Origin of the sequence: Sulfurimonas sp., assembly GCF_050296975.1 — a bacterium.
Classification (GTDB): domain Bacteria; phylum Campylobacterota; class Campylobacteria; order Campylobacterales; family Sulfurimonadaceae; genus Sulfurimonas.
In genome coordinates, this window is the sequence record NZ_JBNKRX010000023.1 from 147,253 (window position 1) to 166,627 (window position 19,375).

Consider the following 19,375-nt stretch of genomic DNA (forward strand, 5'->3'; position numbering starts at 1 on the left):
AAGTAATAAATGATAGAAGAAGCTTTACGTGAAATAAACCGTGGTACTGCGGAAATTATTGATAGTGAAAGGATTGAAAAACTTTTAAAAGCTTATTTTGAAGAGGGAAAAACATATACTGTAAAAGCTGGTTTTGATCCAACTGCACCAGATTTGCACTTAGGGCATACTGTACTTTTACAAAAACTTGCAACATTTCAAAAATATGGTGCACGTGTACAGTTTCTTATTGGTAGTTTTACAGCTACAATTGGTGATCCAACAGGAAAAAGTGTAACGAGAAAAGTACTTACAAAACAAGAGATTATTCATAATATAGATAGTTATACGACACAGGCATTTAAAATTTTAGATGAAGAAAAAACTGATATTGTATATAATGATGATTGGCTTGGAAATATGAGTGCTGCAGATATGATTGCACTTGCTTCAAACTTGACAGTTGCACGTATGTTAGAGCGTGATGATTTCTCAAAAAGATACGCTTCAAATACACCAATTGCTGTAAGTGAGTTTATGTACCCACTTTTACAAGGGTATGATAGTGTATATCTCAAATCAGATATCGAAATTGGTGGAACGGATCAGAAATTTAACTTGCTTATGGGACGTCAGTTGCAAAAATCATACGAAGTGAAAAAACAACAAGCTGTACTTATGATGCCTATTTTAGAAGGTCTTGATGGTGTTCAAAAGATGTCTAAATCTTTAGGCAACTACATTGGCGTAAGTGATGAGCCAAAAGATATGTTTGGAAAAACTTTAAGTATTTCAGATGAGTTGATGTGGAGATACTACGAACTGCTCTCAACAAAATCGTTAGATGAGATTGCAGCACTTAAAGTGGGTGTGGAAGATGGTTCATTGCATCCTAAAAAAGTAAAAGAGGAGTTAGCTTACGAGATAACTGCTAGATTTCATAATGAAATAGCTGCACAAAGTGCAAAAGAAGAGTTTGAAAGAGTGCATGCACAAAGTCAAATTCCAACAGATATAGAAGAGTTTGAGATCAAAGCAGATGAGCTTTGGATTGCTCAAGCTTTAGTTGATTGTAAACTTGAACCATCTACTTCACAGGCAAGACGTGATATTAAGCAAGGTGGTGTTAAAATAGACCAACAAAAAGTAACTGACATGAATTTACAACTTAGTTCTGGAGAATATTTACTACAAGTTGGAAAAAGAAAATTTGCAAAATTAAAGGTTAATTAATGAGTTTCGCATCTTTACAAATTGGAAAATACACGATAGAAAAACCTATCATTCAAGGTGGTATGGGTGTTGGGATCAGTTGGGATAAGTTAGCTGGTAGCGTTTCAAAAGAGGGTGGACTGGGTGTTGTTTCTGCTGTTGGAACTGGGTATTACCAAAATAAAGAGTTTGTAAATAAACTCGTAGCTAATAGACCTTTAAGCGAAGCAAACTTTTATTCAAAAGAGGGTTTAAAAGCAATCATAGAGAATGCGAGAAAAATCTGTGGTGACAAGCCACTTGCTGCAAATATTTTATATGCAATTAATGACTATGGTAGAGTAGTGCGAGATGCGTGTGAAGCTGGAATTGATATCATCATTACAGGAGCTGGACTGCCTACAAATATGCCAGAATTTACTGAAGGCTATCCTAATGTAGCATTAGTGCCAATTGTGTCTTCTGCAAAAGCATTAAAACTAATTTGTCGTAGATGGGAAAAACGTTATAACCGTTTACCTGATGCCGTAGTTTTAGAAGGGCCTAAATCTGGGGGACATCAAGGTTTTACCTATGAGCAATGTCTTATGGAAGAGTATCAACTTGAAAATTTAGTAGCTCCAGTTGTTGAAGAAGCAAAAGAGTGGGGTGATATTCCTGTGATCGCTGCTGGTGGAATTTGGGATAAAAAAGATATTGAAGATATGATGGATTTAGGTGCAAAAGGTGTGCAAATTGGTACACGTTTTATTGGTACTCATGAGTGTGATGCACATGAAAATTTAAAACAAGTTCTTTTAGATTCAACTGAGGATACTATCAAATTAATGAGTTCACCTGTAGGTTATCCAGCGCGTGGTGTGGTGTCAAACTTAACTCATTTGGTAGAAAATAGAGAGGGTCCAGATATAAAATGTATCTCAAATTGTGTAGCTCCATGTAATCGTGGAGAGGAAGCGAAAGTTGTTGGCTTTTGTATAGCAGACAGACTCAGTGATGCATATGAAGGAAATTTAGAAACAGGACTTTTCTTTTCTGGAACAAATGGATATAAACTAGATGAAATAATCTCGGTAAAAGAGTTAATGGACAAATTGACAGAGGGTGAATAAAATTTAGATGATTCGCTTTGTTGTAACGTTTCTTTTAGTTTTTACCTTTTTATATGCATCAGACGATTTTGAGCTTTTAAAACGAGCTGATGGCTATGCTGCATCATCTGCAAAAGCAGATCAATTTCGTGCGTATAATGACTATAAAAATATTTATCTCCGTGCACTTATGAATGAAGATCAAAAATTAAAAGCTGGTGCACTTGAAGGGATAGTAAAGTGTGGGACATCTTTACATATAGATATTTCACAATACTCTGATGAACTTGAAAAGTTAGAGACTAAAAAAGCTCCTGTTACTACAAAAAAAACAAAACAAGAAAGCTCTCAAGATATTAGAGTCTCTTCTTCCCATAAACTAAAATCAATTCGATGGAAAAATGAAAGACTTGTTTTAAATTTCGATAAAAAATTACGAAATAATCAAATCAATTACTTTAAACTTTATGATCCAAAAACAAAAAGTTATAAATATGTTTTTGATATCCACGCTTCGATGTTGACAAAATCTCAAACATTGAAAAAAGCAGATATAGATAAGATAAAACTCGCACAATTTGATCCAACAACACTCCGTTTAGTTATACAAGATAGTTCTCAAGTAGGTATCTCATTTAAAAAATCTAATGAACAATTAATCATTAAAATGACACCTAAAAAAGATGCTATCGAAACACCAAAATATATAGCAACAACAAAAGAGGTAAAAACACCTACACGCTTGGACAGAGATAAAATAATTGTTATAGATGCAGGACATGGTGGAAAAGACCCAGGGGCAGTAGGTTATAAAAAGTATAGAGAAAAAATAGTAGTATTACAAATTGCTAAAAAATTGAATGCTATTTTAAAGTCTCGTGGATATAAAGTATATATGACAAGAGCAGAAGATACATTTATCAAACTTAGAAATAGAACACAATACGCAAATAGAAAAAAAGCTGACCTTTTTATCAGTATACATGCGAATGCAGTGAGTAAAAAACATGCAAAACAAGCGTATGGATTAGAGTGCTATTTTCTTGACAAATCACGTTCAAGCCGTGCAAAAAAAGTGGCAGCACAAGAGAACTCTGCCGATATGAGTGAGATGGATTTTTATGGAAAACAAAGTTTTCTCTCAACGCTTAATTCACATAATATTGTCGCTTCAAATAAATTGGCGATTGATCTTCAACGTGGAGCACTTGCAAGTCTAAGAAAAACATATAAAAATGTCAAAGATGCAGGGGTTAGACCAGCTCCTTTTTGGGTACTTGTTGGTGCACAGATGCCAGCCGTTCTTGTAGAAGTTGGTTTTATAACAAATCCAACAGAAGCAAAAAGATTAGTTAATGATAAATACCAAGAGAAAATGGCTTTAGGACTTGCTAATGGAGTAGAGAGATACTTTTTATATAATTAAAAAAAGAGCTCTTTAAAATAGATCAAACTCATCAATAAGATGTGTTTCGATATTTACTAAAGTTTCATTTGTATTTATTTGAAGCATTTTTTCCTCTAACCTTAGTGATAAGTCAACTTCTGAAGCTGTATTCCTTTTTGAAAGTTCAACCGTTGAAACTACTTTATTTTGTAAGGTAGCGTACACTTTTTTAATTAGTTCAGAGTTTTGTTGATTTGGTAAAATTACAATGTTATTTTGTCCAAAATACCCTATAAAAGCATTAGAATCTAATGGTTGAACAAGAGCTTTTACGAGTTTAGCAAACTCCATTTCAACTTTAATTGCATCTGATTTGCCATACCATTTCTCAATATTTTTGAAGTTTTTTACTTTTACTAAAATGACATAAATTTTTGAGTGATTCTTGCGTAAAACATCGAGTTGTTCAAGCAGAAATTTTTTATTTGGAAGTTTTGTATGTAGATCGTTAAAAAGTTCATTATGGATAGCTGTTATATCTGTAAATGTAAGCATATAGCTATTTTCTTCATGGAGTTTTGTAATAGTTACCTTATATTCATATGTTTTTGAATTTTTTAAAATACGAACTTTTTTTTCTGCCTCTTTAAAATGAAGTAGCTGTTTTATAAGGTCTTCATTTGTTTGTGCATTAATACACCCTTTTGCATCTTCAAAAAGCACACCAATATCTGGCATCTCTAATTTTAAAGTTTCAACTGAATCAAAATCACCTATCTCTAAAAATGCTTTATTGACTAACGAGATAGCATTATTTTTGAGGGTGATAAGTCCAATTGGAATTTCATCTATTACAATTTGAGCATTTTTATAAAGATTTTCTACCTGACCTTCTAAATTGTTTTTCATTTTTTTGTTATATATTTCATGAGAGATTCTATATATAACATATAAAAATTGTTTGTTATTAAATGGTTTTTCAACAAATTTATCAATATTGAGATTAATAAGTTTTTGTAGGTGTTCACTATCATTATAAGCAGATGTTACAACGATGTGTTGTTCGTAATTTATCTCTTTTATCGCTTCTATCATCTCTATACCGTTGAGATTTGGCATATTGATATCACTAATGATGATGTCGTAATCTTTTTGATCGTATTTTGTAAGACCATCTTGTCCATCTACAGCAGTATCTACATCTGGAAAGAATCGTTTCAAAAAATCTTTAGTTTGTTCACGAATAAGTTCATCATCTTCAACATATAAAACACTACAAACAGAAGCATACTCTTTAAGTTTGATAACATTAATATCAATCATTAGAATCACCTGTGTTTTTAGGAATTATAAGTGTAAATATACTAGAGTTATTTTGAACCTCTAATTTTATCTCAGTATTTAAATGATCACTAGCTATCATTTTTGACATATACAAACCAAGTCCTGTTGAGTTTTTCTTATTTTTTGTACTAAAATATGGTTCAAATATTTTTTCTCGTATATCTTGTGGAACGCCACCAGCATAATCTTTTACCTTTAATGCTACTGACTTGTTAGGTAATATCTCTGCTGAAATCTCAATTGTTCTTTCATCAATATTATTTTCAATGTAAGCTTCCATAGAGTTTTTGATAAGGTTTAAAAATATTTGCATTAAATCATTTCTGAGTGTTGTTACCTCTATAGAAGGATCAACATCATTATGAATGATTACATTATTTTTTTCAAGCGTACTATTGATAACGATAAGAGATTCATCAACTATTTTTTTAAGTGATAGTTGCTCTAATTTTCTATTTGGTTGTGAGAAATTTCTAAAATCATCAATAGTTGAAGAGAGATAAGCTATTTGTTGATTTATTACATCGAGGTTACTTTTTAAGCGTTCATTATCAACTTCGCCTAGTTCAATATCTAGCAGAAGATTATTTGTTGTGATTCCCATTCCTGTAAGTGGTTGTCTCCATTGGTGAGCTATCATACCAAGCATCTCTCCCATAGCCGCAAAACGAGCTTGTTTTGTAATAACTTGATCTTTACTATTGAGTTGTACTAAAAAGTATCTTACAGTAGCATATATAAAAAGTAAAGCTAGTATCATTACGCTTTCAGTCAAGATATAAAATAACATCATATTTGAAGAGTTGATTTCTGAGTAGATCACTAAAGCTGCCCGAATATCTCCCTCTTTTTCATGAAAACCACTAGAAGTTCCATACATATTTACTAAGTCTTTAGGTGCACTAGAAGGGTCACCATGACATTGCAAACACAAGGCATTATTTGGCATCGATGGAATAGCGTAAACAAGATACTCTTTCGAGTCTTTTTCTATTTTTTCTGAGATTGAATGAATGTTTTTATCTCTAAAGTTTTTTAAAATATTAGCTTCATAAATGTTTGCTTTATTTTCTTGATTTAAGGGATTATCACTTGCAAATTTGAATGTTATAGCATGGGTTTCTTGACTATCTACATGTAGGTTATGCTCTACAAATTGAAATTGTGTATTTTCTTCTCTACTCATTTCACCTTGTAATGTTTTTTGAAAATCTTTGTTGATATGTGCAATCATATAGGTTGCAGAAAGAATTTTAGGGTTAAAAAAATCTTGCGAAATGTTGTAATCATACATTAATTGATAAATTTCTGGCTGTTGTTCAGTATAGAAAAACTTTTGCATAGCACCAGAAAATACAACATGCTCTTTAATATGTTTATACGCTTCTTTTTCATAAAAATCTTCAAGTTCATAGTAAAACCCTATGGAACCACCGACAAATAAAAACACAAGTAACAGCGAAATATAATTGAGAAGTTTATTTAACATTTACCTATCCTTTTTTATATTCTAGATCTCCCGCAATTGATTCTTTTTTATGAATAATTGATTCTATTTGTTCTTTTACCTTATCATAGCGAAATTGTTCTTTAAAACCTAGAATTCTTCCTCCAGCTGCATTTGGATGGCCACCACCACCTACCCATTCTTTAGCAATTTGGGCGACACTTACCTTATTATTGGCTCTTAGACTCATTGTCCCTCTAAAGCTTATATCAATGATAAAGTCATATTCTGGAAATTTAACTAAAAATCCATTACCTATAATAGAAGTATTTCCAACACCATACGAAAGATACCCTTTATAACCTTTATAGTAGATGGTCTTTTGTGTTTTACTTTCTCCAAGTAAGTTTACTATAAACTCTGTAGCAAGATTGTCTAAAGTATCATCATGCTGATCTTTAAAAAAATCTTTTTTAAGTAGATGAATTTTTTCATCTAAAATAATAGGGGCATTTTCTTCATCGATATATTTTACAGCTTCGTGTAGAAGGGCTAATTTATACTCAGTATCCTCTTTAGCAAACATTACACGATTGAGTTCTCTTGTTTCTGTAATGAGGCGCATACAAACTTTTCCATACTCAAAGTTGTCTTTTTCATCTTGTTTCCAAAGATCAACTGCATTTACGATATTTACAAATTTTTCCATCCAAGTTGGTGCATCAAAGTCAAAATTTTCTTTTGTAAAATCGTATACAATTTTTGTGGCACAACGTGCAGTGTCTAAAAAGTACCACCCATATTTTTTTGCACACTCTTCACCACTTCCATGATGGTCAAGAAGTTGCAGTGTGATATCTTTTTTATTTTCATTGAGTTTTTTGACCTCATTATCAAGCCATTTTGATTCTTCGGCAGTTAGATTTAGATCAGAGATGAGTATCATGGTACTCTCATTTGATTTTTGTATTTTTTCTAAAATCTCTTCGAGTTTTGCTTTAACTTCAGCCCCATAGTTAGCATTATAATTATATTTTGTATAAGGGGTATATCTCATAATAAGTTGGCAACTGTAACCATCTAAATCTATATGGGATAAATGGTGGATAGTCCTATTTTGCATCTATTTCCTTCTAATTTAATTGTTTTGTTCTATCGTGATTGAACCTAATACTTCAAAAGTAGCATTTGAATCTATCTCTGCGTGAGAGAGTGTGACTATATCGAGTGAGAATTTTTCAAATATTTCAGCAACACCACGACGAATTTGTGGATCAACTATCACAATAACTGGTGAGATATTTTTTTGTAGCACTTCAGCAGCTTTTGTACTTACTGCTTGGATAAGTGCATTGATCTCACCAACATTGAGCATTATATTGCGTACACCATCTCGCTCTTGAGATTTTTGAAGTAACATCTGTTCTGTTTGTGTATCAAAAGTTAAGAGTCGAATGATCCCATCATCACTAGTATACATCTGCGTAATGACACGAGAGAGTTTTGCACGTACTTGTTCTGAAATAAACTCTACATTTTTTGTATATTCTGCAATATCTGCGATTGTTTCTAAAATATTGAGCATATCTTTAAGTGGAATTTTCTCATGTAAAAGTGCTTTAAGCACTCTTTGAATAAGCCCAATATTAGCGACTTTAAGCACATCATCAACAATAACTGGATAATCATTTTTAATTTTATCAATAAGAGATTGCACCTCTTGACGTGTAAGTAATTCTTCTGCATTGCGTTTAATAAGTTCACTCATATGCGTAGAGATTACAGTAGCAGGATCAACAACGGTATAGCCATTCATAATAGCATTTTCTTTTTGATCTTGTGGTATCCATAAGGCGTCGAGATCAAAAGCTGGTTCTTTTGTTAGTTTGCCATCTATTTTACCAGTTGCCATACCACTATCCATTGCTAAAAAGTGATCTGGCATAATTTCACCCTCACCAATAACAACCCCTTTTAAAAGCACTTGGTATTGAGTTGGTTGTAGATGTAGGTTATCACGAATACGAACTTGAGGCATTAAAAATCCATAGTCACTTGCAATTTTTCGTCGCATAGAACGGATACGTTCTAGTAAATCACCCCCTTGGGAACTATCTGCAAGTTTAATGAGTTGATATCCAAGTGTAAGTTCTAACATTTCCACTTTAAGTATATCTTGAAGTGCGCTTTCCTCTTCTCTTATAATATCCTCTTGAGATTTTTTTGGTTTGAGTTTTTCTTGATCTTCACGCTCTTGTTTAGATTTACCACCTAAGATGTTTTCAACATCAAGAATGTTTAGTTCTCCACGTTCATATTTATAGATTGACCAGCCTAAAAGAGCAAATAATATACCGATAAATCCCATAGAAGCTGTTGGAAGACCAGGTACAAGAGCAAAAAGTATCATGATTCCGCCAACAATCATAAGAACTTTTGCATTTCCAGCCATTTGGTTGATAGTACCCTCTGCAAAGTTATCACCATCACTTGAAGAACGTGTTATCATAATACCTGTTGCAGTCGAAACTATTAACGCTGGAATCTGACCAACTAAACCATCACCAATTGTTAAAAGGGTAAAAGTTGCAGCTGAATCACTTACACTCATATCATACTGAAATACACCGATTAAGAAACCACCAATGATATTGATAAGGGTAATGATGATACCGGCAACAGCATCCCCTTTAACAAACTTACTTGATCCATCCATTGCTCCATAAAAGTTTGCATCTTGTAAGATGTCTGCACGTCTTTTTTTTGCCTCGGCATCATCAATAAGACCAGCATTTAAATCAGCATCAACTGCCATCTGTTTACCAGGCATAGAGTCAAGTACGAAACGAGCAGCAACTTCTGCAACCCTTGTAGAACCCTTCGTAACTACCATAAAGTTGATGATAACCAAGATAGCAAAAACGATGATCCCAATCACATAGTTTCCACCAACAACAAAGTTTCCAAAACTAGTAATGATGTCACTCACTGCTTCTGGACCTTCATATCCATGACTTAAAATCATCCTTGTAGTTGCTATATTTAAAGCAAGTCTAAAAAGGGTAAGGATTAAAATAAGTGTTGGAAATGTTGTTAAATCTGTTGGTTTTGGAATATATAATGAGATTAATAAAATGAGTACAGCCATCGCCATAGATACTGTTAGAAAAAGGTCTAAGACTCCTGATGGCAAAGGGACAATGATAATTGTCATAATTGCCATAACAAAGACAATGACACTTAAGTCTTTTTGTCCTAGCAGAAAATTTAAACTAGTACCAACTTGCTGTTTTAATGTGAGTTTCTTTTTAGCCAATTGTGATTACTCGTAACATTTAATCTTTCAATACATCTGCTAAAGTGAGATCTTGTAAAAAATCATCTATTTTTACTTGAAGTCTATTTAAAAAAGGCCAAATAGAACATATACCTGCTTTATCTGAGGGGCAATTTTTTTCAGAAGGTGAGCATTCAAATACAGCTGGAGCTTTACTCTCAACACAAGAGAGTACATCAAGCATTGTGATATCTTTTGGATCTTTATTTAAAGAAAAACCACCATTAACACCCTTGTAAGATTTTAATATTTCAGCTTTTGCAAGTGCTTGAAGAATTTTTGCTAAAAAACTTTTAGAGATTGATAAGTCACGTGAAAGGGTTTCACTGTCCATTGGTTCTTTTGCTGAAGATAAAACTATCAATGAAAGAATTGCATATTCACTTGCTTTGGTAATTAACATATTTACTTTACTTACTTTCTTTGTAACATTCTTTTGAAGATTATTATAGCTAAAAACTCTTAATTATCCGAGTAAATATTAGAAATTGTTTCTAAATAAACTTAAAGAATTGTTTGGGTATAATCCCACTTCAACTTTTCTGCAACTCGCATTGGAGTTAGATTATTATACCTATCAGGAGGCTACTATGGCTTTAGATTCGGCTAAAAAACAAGAGATTATTGCAAAATATGCTCGCAAAGATGGCGACACTGGTTCAAGTGAAGTTCAAATTGCACTTTTAACACATAGAATTGCAGAGTTAACTGAGCACTTAAAAGTGTTCAAAAAAGATCATGCATCACGTTTAGGACTACTAAAACTAGTTGGTCAACGTCGTCGTCTTATGAAGTATTTCAAAAGAACGAACAAAGATGGTTACCAAGCTTTAGTAGATTCTTTAGGGATTCGTGACAACATCTAACAACACTCCTCCTTGTTTATCCATCTCTTTTTTTGAGATGGATAACTTTTTACTTTTTCGATAAAAATATCTCTATAGCACGTTCAAGATCTTCTTTTGTATCTATTCCAAAACCTGTTGAAGTTACTTTTACCATAGCTATTTTTTTCTCATGATAAATTGCACGAAGTTGCTCTAGTTTTTCTATATCTTCTATAGATGCATCTCCAAGATTACAGAACTCTTGTAAACTCTTTTTTGAAAAACCATAAATACCAATATGCCCAAAATATTTTGCTCCGCCACCAGCGTTGTGTGGAATTTTAGAACGTGAAAAATAAATCGCATTATCATTTGCATTGATGACAACTTTTACAAGATTTGGGTCCTCCGCAGCTTCGGCATTGATCGCATTATAACAACTTCCCATTATAAATTCTTCACCGCAATTTTGAAGCTCTTGGAGTTTTTTTTGTAGTGATGCGACAACATCTGGTTCTATAAAAGGCTCATCAGCCTGAACATTGATGATAAGCTCATCGTCATCGAGGTTTAAGAGGGTTGCACATTCATGAATTCTATCTGTTCCACTTTTGTGTGTTGTAGATGTAAGCATCGCTTCTATACCATGTGCTTTACAAATCTCTATAATCTTCTCATCATCAGCAGCAACAACTACTTTATCGAGATGTTCAACTCTTTTTGCTGTTCGAACAACCATAGGTAAACCGTCGATATCTGCTATAACTTTTTGTGGGAAACGTGTTGAGGCCAAACGCGCTGGAATAATTATCATTTAAATCCTTTAAGGGTGCCCTTGTTATAATTATAAAATTATATCACAAGTGTGTCTTAGGGAGAGTGATGATTTTACACCAACCAGAATCAGGGTATTGTTATAATAGCGATTCACTTTTCCTTTATGATTTTATAAATAACTTTAATCCAAAAGGGAGAATCCTAGATGTTGGTGCTGGGTGTGGCATTCTTGGACTTTTAGTAGCAAGGGATAATGAAAAAATTGAGCTTGAAGCAGTTGAGAAGCAAAAAGTTTTTGTAGAGTATGCGAAAAAAAATGCACATGAAAATAAGATTAAGTATAAGATATATCACTCAGACTTAAATGATTTAAAAGTAGATGAAAAATATAATTTTATTATTTCCAATCCACCTTTTTACCCATCAGGTGCACAAAAAAGTTCTAATGAGATGCTTTTTCAAGCACGATATGATGTCAATTTGCCGATGGAAGAGTTTTTTAAAAAAGTCTCTCAACTTTTAAAGCCGAAGTCGCACTTTATTTTTTGTTATGATGCAACACAATTTGGACTTGTATGTGCAGAGTTGGCAAAAGTGAAAATGAGAGTAGTAGATGTTCGTTTTGTTCATCCAAAAGTAGATCGTGCAGCTTCAATTGTGATGATTCATGCAAGAAATGGATCAAGTTCACTTATGAAAGTTTGGGCACCATTTATCAGCTTTGTAGAAGATGAACAAAGCGATGAATCAAAAGCGATCTATAAAAAAGCCAATACACAGAGTATAAAATGTCAGATTTAATGAAACAAGAGGGCTTCTCTTACGCTTTTAATCCTCATGCGTGTGAAACATGTGCTGGGCGGTGTTGTACAGGTGAGAGTGGCTATATTTATGTTACAAAAGATGAGATATTTGCTATTGCAGAGTTAATAAATATGGATATTAATGAATTTGCGATAAAATATTTATTTAAAAAAGGGTATAAGTTTTCTATTAGAGAGAAAAAAGTAGGCGACTCATATGAGTGTGTGTTTTATGATGCCCAAAAAAATGGATGTCAAATCTATGAAGCACGTCCATTACAATGTAGAACATTCCCATTTTGGGACTATTTTAAAACAAGAATTGATGAGCTAAAACAAGAGTGTCCAGGGATAGTTGATGTATAGAAGTTTTCTATTTATATTTTTATCAATGTTTTTTATAGCTTGTTCAACAAAACAAGAGGTAGTATCTACATCAAATAAAAAAGTATTTGAAGCAGAAGATACATATATCATGTACGCTCTTCGAGCAGAACAGGTTCAAAGTTATAAAACTGCTGCGGAACTTTTTGCCCAGCTTTATGATAAATCACAAAAAAAAGAATACTTTTATCGCTCATTACAAGACAGTTACCTTGCTAAAGATTTTGAACAAGTTATCTCAACAGTAGATAGATATACACAAGAACCACTTCAAGATAGAAAATTAGCACGACTTAAAATCGCTTCACTTGCAGAATCTGGAAAAACAGAGGAGGCAAAAACACTCTCTATCGCTTTAGCAAAAGAGACAAAAGAACCTGAAGATTATGTTTTAACTGCAGATATATATATAAAAAAACATCAATATGATGAAGCATTGCAATATCTTGAGAGTGTATATGCAAAAAATCACAATGAAAAAATTTTAGATAAAATTTCAATTATTTTATACGTAAATCTTTCGAGAAAAAAAGATGCTATAGCAGAGCTTGAAACATATACACGTGTTCATGGTTGTACAAAAGTTATTTGTGAACGACTTATAGGTATATATAGCAATGAAAATGATATTGATGGTTTACTTAGTGTATATAAAAGAAAATATGCTCAAGCAAAAGAGAGTGAGATAGCAAAAAAAATCATTCAAATTTATGGTTACCGAAGAGATTATGTGCATTTGATGAATTTTTTAGAAGAGAGCAATGAAGATGATGAATTACTTTTACAACTGTATCTCTCAGCAAAAGATTTTAAAAAAGCGAGTGTTTTAGCAGATACTTTTTATAAACAAGAGGGAGTTATCGACTATCTTGGGCAAAGTGCTATTTATGAGTATGAAGCACACAAAGAGAAATTAGATAAAAAGATTTTAAATGATGTTGTTACGAAACTAGAAAAAGTTGTGGCAGAAAATAGTGATACTTTGTACAAAAATTACTTGGGTTATATCTTGATTGATCACAATCTAAATGTAAAAAAAGGGATGAAATATATCAAAGAAGTGCTCAAAGTAAAACCGGATTCTGGATATTATCTAGATTCTTTAGCATGGGGATATTATAAACTTGGACAATGTAAAACAGCCAAAAAATTGATGCTTAAAGTAAAAACTTTAGAGGGTGGTGACGATCCAGAAGTACAAAGCCATATAGATCAAATTAACAAATGTTTAAAAATTCAAAGAGGAAAAAGTAGTAAATGATTTTAGATGATATTATCAAAAAAACAAAAGAAGATTTAGCAAAAAGGGAAGCAGAATACTCAATGGATTGGCTTGGACGCTCTTTAGCGTTTAATGCAAGACAACCACGAGATGTTTTTCCATATTTAAGTGCTACAGAACAAGACCCATATAGAATCATTTCAGAGGTAAAAAAAGCATCCCCTTCAAAAGGTGTAATTCGTGAAAATTTTGATCCACTATCTATTGCTCAAAGTTATGAGCGTGGAGGGGCGAGTGCAATCTCAGTTCTTACTGAACCTCATTTTTTTCAAGGAAGTTTAGATTATTTAGCTGGGATTCGTAGATATGTTGGCATCCCCCTACTTAGAAAAGATTTTATAGTATCAAAATATCAGATTTTAGAAGCTTTAGTTTATGGAGCAGATTTCATTTTACTTATCGCTGCGGCACTTTCAAAAGGTGAATTAAAAGATCTTTTAGCGTATACAAGACATTTGGGGATGGAAGCATTGGTTGAAGTACATGATAAAGCTGACCTTGTCAAAGCCATTTATGCAGGAAGCGATATAATCGGGATCAATCATAGAAATCTACAAACTTTTGAGATGGATATGGAACTCTCTTATAAACTAATTCCACTTATTCCAAATGGAAAAATCATTGTCGCTGAGAGTGGGATTTATGAGCATGGGCAACTTAAAGATTTATCCAAAGCTGGTGTTGATGCTTTCTTAGTTGGTGAATCTTTAATGCGTCAAGATGATGAAGAAGCAGCTTTAAAAACATTAAAATATGGAAATGCAGGAAACTAATTTTGCAGATAATTGAACTTTTTAAATACCTTGTTAATTCAAAAAGTGAAACTCCAGATGATGGAGGATTATTACTCTTTATAGAGGATTATTTACCCGGATTTACTGTAATCAGAGTTGATGTAGAGGATGTAAAAAATCTTTTTATTTATAAAAAGTTTGGTGAGGGTGAACACCTTTGTTTTGCAGGACATGTGGATGTTGTTCCAGCAGGGCAAGGATGGGAAACAAATCCATATGAAGCTGTAGAGCAAGATGGTTACATCTATGGACGTGGTACACAAGATATGAAAAGTGGTGTTGCTGCTTTTGTACAAGCTGTTCGCGGGGCACAAAATTTTGGTGGAACTCTCTCGATACTGCTTACTTCAGATGAAGAGGGTGATGCTATCAATGGTACTGTAAAAGTTTTAGAGTATCTAAGAGATAAAGATATGTTACCAGATTTTTGTGTTGTAGCAGAACCAACTTGTGAAAAAAGTTTTGGAGATGCTATAAAAGTAGGGCGTCGTGGCTCAATCAATGGTTACCTTACGATAAAAGGGAAACAAGGACATGCTGCATATCCAGAAAAAGCCATCAACCCAGTACACCAGATTGCAAAAGTTTTGGGAGAGATGGCTGGAGTTGATTTAGATAATGGAGATGAGCATTTTGCACCATCTAAGTTTGTTATCACAGATATCCGCGCAGGGATACAAGTGACAAATGTAACACCAAATGAACTCAAAATGATGTTTAACGTACGCAATAACACAAATACTACACAAAATGAGATTAGAATGTTTGTTGAAAAGTATCTCAGTGAAATGGATTACGAACTTGAACTTACACAAGGCTCATACCCTTTTAAAACAGATACAGATACAAAAATAGTGCAAAAGATTGATGAAGCTATACAGAGTGTAACATCGATAAAACCAAAGTACTCGACTGCTGGTGGAACAAGTGATGCACGTTTTATTTCTGCTTTTGGTGTAGAAGTTGTAGAGTTTGGTGTAAAAAATGACACAATTCATTCCGTCAATGAGAGAACTTCAGTCAAAGAGGTTGAAGACTTATATGCAGTTTTTACAACTTTAATAGAGATTTGGAATAAATAAAATGAAAAAAATATTGTTATTATTAACACTTTGTCTCTCTTTGTTTGGTGTTGAATTAGGCTGGACACATGAGTATAAAGCAGCACTTGCAAAAGCAAAAAAAGAGGATAAAGTGCTCTATGTACTTCTTACATCAGATAATTGTAGGTGGTGTAGAAAGTTTGAAAATACAACTCTACAAGATAGAGCTATTCAAGATAAACTCAATAAAGATTTTATAGTAGTGCATCTCTCACGCGATAGAGATGAAGTACCAAAAATCTTTGAAACAACACCCGTGCCAAGACACTATTTTGTTGATGGGAATGAAAAGATTTTATTTGAGTCGTTGGGTCATAGAGGTGTTGAGTGCTTTGATGCTTTTATGGATAGTGCACTTGATGATGAAGGTCATCTCTAGTAACTATAATAAAACTCAGAGGGAAGAAAAAAAGATGAAATTGTGTAAAATCTTTTTTGAAGCGTAGCCGTAGCTACGGTCATGAAGACCTCAAGTTAGTAAATAAGGAGAAAATATATGGAATTTATACAAACACAAAATGCACCCTCAGCGATAGGACCATACTCACAAGCAGTATCGGTAAATGGGATGGTATATACATCGGGACAAATTGCATTAAAACCAGATGGAAGTGATGAGCTCTTAAGTGAAGATGTAGTGGTACAAGCTGTTCAAGTACTGAGAAATCTAGAGGCTGTTTTAAGCGAAGCTGGAAGTGGTATGGATAAAGTTATTAAAACAACGATATTTTTAGCAAATATGGATGATTTTGCAACTGTAAATGAGATATACGCAGAAGCATTTGGAACGCACAAACCAGCACGATCAACTGTAGCTGTAAAAACACTTCCTAAAAATGCACTTGTTGAGATTGATGCCATCGCTTTGGTATAGAATGGTGAAATAAAAAAACTAATTTCTTTTGTCTTTGGCAGTGGATTTAATGCACTGCCTATCACTTTAATTCTTTCAAACAATCTTCATCGTACAATTAAATGGAATCAATAAATTTATAAATAGTTATATTTTTAGAAAAAATAAAGATAAAAAACTCTACAATTTTAATTGACCGTTGGTCGGTCAATTAAAATAAGGGTACTAAAAATGGCAATCATAGTTGATAAAGTGCAAAAAAGAAAAGATATTGCTCTTGCATGTAAAGATCTTTTTTTAGAGAAAGGTTTTAAGCAGCTTACTATTTCAGATGTTGCTAAAACAGCGGGTGTTGGTAAAGGGACTGTATATGAGTATTTCCAAAATAAAGAGGATATTATTTTTGAGATAGTCAATATTTTAATTTCAATTCATGATGAACGAAAAATAAAACAGATGCAACAAGTCAACACTGCACGAGAAAAGATAAAAGTATTTGCCCGTTTTTTTTATAATCAAGAAGATAGTGAATTGAGAAAATTGTATAAAGAGTTTATCTCTATCTCTTTAATAGATGGAAATCCACAAATGATTGCACTTGAAACATATCTTTTTCATAAATATTTAGAGTGGTTTGAAAGTCTTATACAAGAAGGAATAGATAAGGGTGAATTGATCCCAGAAGCAATGAACTTATCACAAGGCTTATTTATTTCAGGTGATGGTTTTTTTATCAAAAGTTCGCTTACAAAAGATGCTATAGATTTAGAAAAGGAACTTTGCAATTATGTAGATGCAATTTTCAAATTAATAGAGGTAAAAAAATGAAAAGATTACTAGTTTTAACATTGCCATTTTTACTTCAGGCACAGGGTTTAAAAGAGTTACTTGATATTTCAGAGAAGAAAAATGATTTACTTCAAGCAAAAGAGTATCAAAAACAAGCAAAAGAGCAAATGCTTTCATCCTATGAGAGTGGTTATTTTCCCACTGTAGATATTGGTGCTTATTATAAACGTCAAGATAAACCAACACCATTTCAATCAGGAGATATTTATAGTGCTTTTGGAAAACTAAGCTACAACGTTTATGATGGAGGCAAACGAGAGTCAAATATAGATATGGCAAGTTTTGAGTTAAGTGCTTCAAAGTTTGATAAAGAGGCATTAAAAAAATCTCTCTCTTTAAACATCGTGCAAAACTTTTATAATATTCAAACACTTCAAGCGACACTTTTAGCAAGAGAAGAGGCACAAAAATCATTACAAGCACAATTAGAACGCGTGAAGAGTTTTTATGAAGCAAAAGTTGTGACAAAAGATGATGTTGATAGATTACAGTCATCGTATGATACAAATATATACGATATGGAATCTTTAAAACTGCAAATTCAAACATTAAAAATGTCATTAGCACTCCAAGTTGGTCAAGATATAGATACGCTTGAAAAGTCTGAGTTTATAAAAACTCAAGCATCTTTTGAAAACTTGGATGCAATAAAATCACTTCAAGCACAACAAAAAGCTTTAAAAGAGAGTGCTGATTCTATAGAGAGTGCTTACTATCCAAACATCACTATAGAAGATACGTACAATATTAACAAATACGATAGAAAAGACCCCGTAGCAACTGCTATGGGGGCTGATCCATTAGATAATCAAAATACATTAATGGTAAATATTGGTATGCGTCTTTTTGATTTTGGAGCAATCGCAAAAACAAAAGAAGCTGTGGAAAAAAATGCTTTAGCATTGCAATCACAAATGAACTACCAAACAAAAGAGCAAAAGATGCAACTGAAGTTAGCAAATACGAGAATAATTACAATGCACTCAAAAATAAAAAGTGCAAAGAGTGCACTTATAGCAGCACAAAGTGCATTTGAAACAATAGAGGAAAAATACAATGCTGGAATTGTAGATTATGTTGTTTATTTGGATGCTCTTACGCAAAAAACGAGTGCAAAAGCACTTTATGAAAGCAGTGTAAATGATTTAGAGGTCGCGTATGCATTTTATTATTACTATAGTGGAAAAGATATAAAAGGGGAGTTACAATGAGAGTATTTTTGAGTTTATTATTGGTTTTTGGTTTTACATATGCACAAGAGGTATATGCTACGTTTAGTGTTGAAGCAAAACAGAGTGCATCTTTGGCTTTTATAGTGAGTGGAGTAGTTGATAAGGTAAATGTAGATATTGGAGATGTTGTAAAACAAGATGCAGTTCTTGCACAACTTAAAAATGATGACACAAGTGCTTTATTAGAGGGTGCAAAAACAACATATAAGTATGCAAAAAAAGATTATGAACGTCAGGTAAAAGTGAAAAAACTTATCGATGAAGGAAAATTTGATAGTTTTGCAAACAAATATGAGAGTGCAAAAAATCAATTGGCTTATCAACAAGCTACATATGATAAAACGATTTTAAAAGCACCTTTTGATGGTGTCATTTTTGCAAAAAATATTGAAGTTGGCGATGCAGTCAATGGAATGATGCTTAAAACTGTATTTCAAATTCAAAGTCAAAGTGCAAGAAAACTTGTTCTAGAGTTTGATCAAAAGTATAACAATGTTGTCAAAGTTGGGCAAACATTTACCTATAGTGTAGATGGTGATAAAAAAACATACACAGGGACAATTTCTAAAGTCTACCCACATGCAGATACAAAAACACGAAAAGTACAAGCAGAAGTAGAGGTAAAGAACTTTACAGTTGGGCTTTTTGGTGAGGGAAATATCGAAATCAAATAA

20 protein-coding genes are annotated in these 19,375 nt (G+C 32.9%); 14 read left to right on the forward strand and 6 right to left on the reverse strand.

All coding sequences use genetic code 11. The annotated features are described in order from the left end of the window. The first annotated feature begins 9 nt into the window (after positions 1-9). The 3 genes from tyrS to ACQY56_RS06965 are packed head-to-tail and all read left to right on the forward strand — an operon-like array spanning position 10 to position 3,708. Complete coding sequence (gene tyrS / locus ACQY56_RS06955; RefSeq protein ID WP_428737199.1) at positions 10-1,212, forward strand: tyrosine--tRNA ligase; 1,203 nt, start codon at positions 10-12, stop codon at positions 1,210-1,212. Continuing rightward, positions 1,212-2,303, forward strand: a complete 1,092-nt coding sequence (locus ACQY56_RS06960; protein WP_428737200.1) for a nitronate monooxygenase — start codon at positions 1,212-1,214, stop codon at positions 2,301-2,303. Before tyrS ends, ACQY56_RS06960 begins: the two co-directional genes overlap by 1 nt. A 7-nt stretch (positions 2,304-2,310) precedes the next feature. After that, entirely contained in the window at positions 2,311-3,708 is a 1,398-nt protein-coding gene (locus ACQY56_RS06965; RefSeq protein ID WP_428737201.1) for an N-acetylmuramoyl-L-alanine amidase, read from the forward strand. Positions 3,709-3,720: 12 nt separating this feature from the next. On the opposite strand, the gene ACQY56_RS06970 is transcribed toward ACQY56_RS06965, so the two are convergent. The 5 genes from ACQY56_RS06970 to ACQY56_RS06990 are packed head-to-tail and all read right to left on the reverse strand — an operon-like array spanning position 3,721 to position 10,200. Next, entirely contained in the window at positions 3,721-4,992 is a 1,272-nt protein-coding gene (locus ACQY56_RS06970) for a response regulator (RefSeq protein ID WP_428737202.1), read from the reverse strand. After that, positions 4,985-6,502, reverse strand: coding sequence for a c-type heme family protein (locus ACQY56_RS06975; protein WP_428737203.1), 1,518 nt, complete (start codon positions 6,500-6,502; stop codon positions 4,985-4,987). Before ACQY56_RS06975 ends, ACQY56_RS06970 begins: the two co-directional genes overlap by 8 nt. A gap of 4 nt (positions 6,503-6,506) precedes the next feature. Next, complete coding sequence (locus ACQY56_RS06980) at positions 6,507-7,583, reverse strand: DHH family phosphoesterase (protein WP_428737204.1); 1,077 nt, start codon at positions 7,581-7,583, stop codon at positions 6,507-6,509. A gap of 15 nt (positions 7,584-7,598) precedes the next feature. Continuing rightward, complete coding sequence (gene flhA, locus ACQY56_RS06985) at positions 7,599-9,776, reverse strand: flagellar biosynthesis protein FlhA (protein WP_428737205.1); 2,178 nt, start codon at positions 9,774-9,776, stop codon at positions 7,599-7,601. Positions 9,777-9,795: 19 nt separating this feature from the next. Next, the gene (locus ACQY56_RS06990; protein WP_428737206.1) at positions 9,796-10,200 is read right to left on the reverse strand and encodes an RrF2 family transcriptional regulator; all 405 of its coding nucleotides are present in this window, start codon (positions 10,198-10,200) and stop codon (positions 9,796-9,798) included. 187 nt (positions 10,201-10,387) lie between these two features. On the opposite strand from ACQY56_RS06990, the gene rpsO reads away from it, so the two are divergent. Beyond that, positions 10,388-10,663 (forward strand): 30S ribosomal protein S15, encoded by a 276-nt coding sequence (gene rpsO, locus ACQY56_RS06995; RefSeq protein ID WP_428737207.1) that lies wholly within the window; start codon positions 10,388-10,390, stop codon positions 10,661-10,663. Positions 10,664-10,712: 49 nt separating this feature from the next. Here rpsO and kdsB read toward each other — a convergent pair whose 3' ends face one another. Beyond that, the gene (gene kdsB, locus ACQY56_RS07000; RefSeq protein WP_428737208.1) at positions 10,713-11,438 is read right to left on the reverse strand and encodes a 3-deoxy-manno-octulosonate cytidylyltransferase; all 726 of its coding nucleotides are present in this window, start codon (positions 11,436-11,438) and stop codon (positions 10,713-10,715) included. Between the two features lie 68 nt (positions 11,439-11,506). On the opposite strand from kdsB, the gene ACQY56_RS07005 reads away from it, so the two are divergent. The 10 genes from ACQY56_RS07005 to ACQY56_RS07050 all read left to right on the forward strand — a co-directional run bounded on the left by ACQY56_RS07005 (position 11,507) and on the right by ACQY56_RS07050 (position 19,375). After that, a complete protein-coding gene (locus ACQY56_RS07005) occupies positions 11,507-12,202 on the forward strand; it encodes a tRNA1(Val) (adenine(37)-N6)-methyltransferase (RefSeq protein ID WP_428737209.1) in 696 nt (231 codons plus the stop codon). Then, positions 12,190-12,570: a YkgJ family cysteine cluster protein gene (locus ACQY56_RS07010; RefSeq protein WP_428737210.1), complete on the forward strand. Its 381-nt coding sequence runs from the start codon at positions 12,190-12,192 to the stop codon at positions 12,568-12,570. Before ACQY56_RS07005 ends, ACQY56_RS07010 begins: the two co-directional genes overlap by 13 nt. Further along, positions 12,563-13,849, forward strand: coding sequence for a tetratricopeptide repeat protein (locus tag ACQY56_RS07015; protein ID WP_428737211.1), 1,287 nt, complete (start codon positions 12,563-12,565; stop codon positions 13,847-13,849). Before ACQY56_RS07010 ends, ACQY56_RS07015 begins: the two co-directional genes overlap by 8 nt. Next, on the forward strand, positions 13,846-14,643 hold the full coding sequence (trpC, locus tag ACQY56_RS07020) for an indole-3-glycerol phosphate synthase TrpC (RefSeq protein WP_428737212.1): 798 nt from the start codon (positions 13,846-13,848) through the stop codon (positions 14,641-14,643). Before ACQY56_RS07015 ends, trpC begins: the two co-directional genes overlap by 4 nt. A 2-nt stretch (positions 14,644-14,645) precedes the next feature. Further along, on the forward strand, positions 14,646-15,746 hold the full coding sequence (gene dapE, locus ACQY56_RS07025; RefSeq protein ID WP_428737213.1) for a succinyl-diaminopimelate desuccinylase: 1,101 nt from the start codon (positions 14,646-14,648) through the stop codon (positions 15,744-15,746). Position 15,747: 1 nt separating this feature from the next. Continuing rightward, entirely contained in the window at positions 15,748-16,146 is a 399-nt protein-coding gene (locus ACQY56_RS07030) for a thioredoxin family protein (RefSeq protein WP_428737214.1), read from the forward strand. Positions 16,147-16,263: 117 nt separating this feature from the next. Next, positions 16,264-16,641: a RidA family protein gene (locus ACQY56_RS07035; protein WP_428737215.1), complete on the forward strand. Its 378-nt coding sequence runs from the start codon at positions 16,264-16,266 to the stop codon at positions 16,639-16,641. A gap of 210 nt (positions 16,642-16,851) precedes the next feature. Then, positions 16,852-17,448, forward strand: coding sequence for a TetR/AcrR family transcriptional regulator (locus ACQY56_RS07040; RefSeq protein ID WP_428737216.1), 597 nt, complete (start codon positions 16,852-16,854; stop codon positions 17,446-17,448). Then, positions 17,445-18,680 (forward strand): TolC family protein, encoded by a 1,236-nt coding sequence (locus tag ACQY56_RS07045; protein WP_428737217.1) that lies wholly within the window; start codon positions 17,445-17,447, stop codon positions 18,678-18,680. Before ACQY56_RS07040 ends, ACQY56_RS07045 begins: the two co-directional genes overlap by 4 nt. Further along, complete coding sequence (locus ACQY56_RS07050; protein ID WP_428737218.1) at positions 18,677-19,375, forward strand: efflux RND transporter periplasmic adaptor subunit; 699 nt, start codon at positions 18,677-18,679, stop codon at positions 19,373-19,375. Before ACQY56_RS07045 ends, ACQY56_RS07050 begins: the two co-directional genes overlap by 4 nt.